We start from the raw sequence: 2,185 nt of genomic DNA, 5'->3' as shown, positions 1-2,185 counted from the left end.
CCCCCCGGGCCGACCACACGCTGATGCGGCCGGTGAGCCGATGCCGGGGAGTACCCGGCCCGGCCCCCCGACGGCCGACCCTCCCGAGGTGCCAGGGGGAGGGGTGGGAGAACCCCTCCAGGTGCGCGGCGCCGCGCGGCGAAGCCGGTCAGCGCACCTGACCGGACACCCGCGTAATTCCGTTGCCCGCGCCGCCCCGGCGGGTTAGCCTGGGCGCAACATGCGCATGTGACATCGAGACCGACGACCGCCGAGCGCGCGGGGCTCGCCCACCGTGGCTGGAGCCGGATCCCCGCTCGGCGTGTACTGGCACTGTCCCCGGTGCGGTCTCGATGTCGACGACCTCCGTGTCGTCCCCGGACCGCGCCGCGCAGGCGCACCGGTCCCGCGCATCGAGGCCCACCCCGAAACGAAGGGTGGACCACCCCTATGACCCTCGGCAACACGACCGGCGCCGCCTCCGCATCGCACACCGCCCAGACCGGCCCGCCCCTGCTGCGCGCCCGCGACCTCGCCAGGGCCTACGGCGACCACGTGGTGTTCGACGGCGTGGACCTCGACGTCGCCCCCGGCCAGCGGCTCGGCCTGGTGGGGGAGAACGGCTCGGGCAAGTCCACCCTCCTTCGGCTGCTGGCCGGGGAGGAGGAACCCGACGCCGGGCGGGTGGAACGCCCCGCCGACACCGGATTCCTGTACCAGGAGCTGCCCCACGCCCCGGACACGACCCTGGCCCGGGTGATCGCCGAGGCCCTGGAACCGGCCCGGCGGGTGGAGCGGCGGCTGACCGCGAGCGCGGCCGCGCTGGACGGCGCGCCCGAGAACGCCGAAGCCCTGCGGGAGTACTCCGAGGCCCTGGCCGAGGCCGAACTGCTGGAGGTGTGGGACGCCGAGCGCCGGGCCGAACTGGTGGTCGCGGGACTGGGTCTGGACGGTATCGGTCCGGACCGGCCGGTGGGGCGGATGTCGGGCGGCCAGCGCGGACGCCTGGGCCTGGCGGCCCTGCTCATCCGCCGCCCGCGCGCCCTGCTGCTGGACGAGCCCACCAACCACCTCGACGACCAGGCGCTGGAGTTCCTGGAGGGGTACCTGCGCGGCCTGCCGGGAGTGGTGGTGCTGGCCAGCCACGACCGGGTGTTCCTGGACGCGGTGTGCACCGGCCTGCTCGACCTGGACCCGGCCGTGGACGGTCCCGTCTACTACGGCGGTGCCTACTCCTTCTACCTCAGGGAGAAACAGCTGGAGCGCGAACGCTGGGAGCAGCGCTACCGCGACGAGCAGGACGCCCTCAAGGGCCTGCGCGAGTCGGTGCGCACCACGTCCCGGCAGGTCTCGCACAACCGCGCCCCGAGGGACAACGACAAGATGGGCTACGACTTCCTGGGCGGGCGCGTGGACAAGCAGGTCTCGCGCCGGGTGCGCAACGCCCGGAACAGGCTGGAGGAGTTGGAGCGCGACCAGGTGCGCAAACCGCCCAGGCCGCTGGAGTTCAGCGCCTCGCTGACCCGCGACCCGGGCACGGCCGACGGCCACGCGATCACCGTGCGCGACCTGGTCGTGCCGGGCCGGCTGCGCCTGGACCGCCTGGACGTGCCCACGGACGGGCGCCTGCTGGTCACCGGGCCCAACGGCGCGGGCAAGTCCACGCTGCTGTACGCCCTGGGGCACCGGCTGCGTCCGGAGTCGGGCCAGGTGCTGTGGCGGCGCGGGGCGGCGGTCGCCCTGCTGGAACAGGACGTGGTCTTCCCCGATCCCGAGCGGACCCCGCGTTCGCTCTATGACGGGCTGAACGGAACCCTGCCCGGCGCTCCCCGCCTGACCGACCTGGGCCTGGTCGCACCGCGCGACCTGGACCGGCCGGTGGGCAGGCTCAGCGTGGGGCAACGGCGACGCCTGGCACTGGCGATGCTGGTGGGACACGCCCCTGACGTGCTGCTGCTGGACGAGCCGACCAACCACCTGTCCCTGGCACTGGCCGAGGAGCTGGAGGAGGCGCTGGGCACCGCGCCCGGCGCGGTGGTGGTGGCCTCGCACGACCGGTGGCTGCGCCGCAACTGGGCCTGGTCGGAGCTGCGGCTGGCCGACGGTGCCGTGGCCGGGCAGGACACGGCCGGACCCGTGTAGCCCTTCCCCGGAGTGGCCGCCGAGGAGGGCGCCGCCGACCCCCGTCGGCCCCTCCTGCCGCTCC

General features: G+C 74.8%; 1 protein-coding gene. It reads left to right on the top strand.

Annotated elements, in window-relative coordinates; translation table 11 throughout:
- Window positions 1-429 precede the first annotated feature (429 nt).
- Window positions 430-2,121 (top strand): ABC-F family ATP-binding cassette domain-containing protein, encoded by a 1,692-nt coding sequence (locus DQW06_RS12065; protein ID WP_117198445.1) that lies wholly within the window; start codon window positions 430-432, stop codon window positions 2,119-2,121.
- The last annotated feature ends 64 nt before the right edge of the window (window positions 2,122-2,185 follow it).

Origin of the sequence: Nocardiopsis sp. TNDT3, from assembly GCF_003427465.1 — a bacterium.
In the GTDB taxonomy this organism is placed as follows: domain Bacteria; phylum Actinomycetota; class Actinomycetes; order Streptosporangiales; family Streptosporangiaceae; genus Nocardiopsis; species Nocardiopsis dassonvillei.
This window is presented reverse-complemented; position numbering and strand designations above follow the sequence as displayed.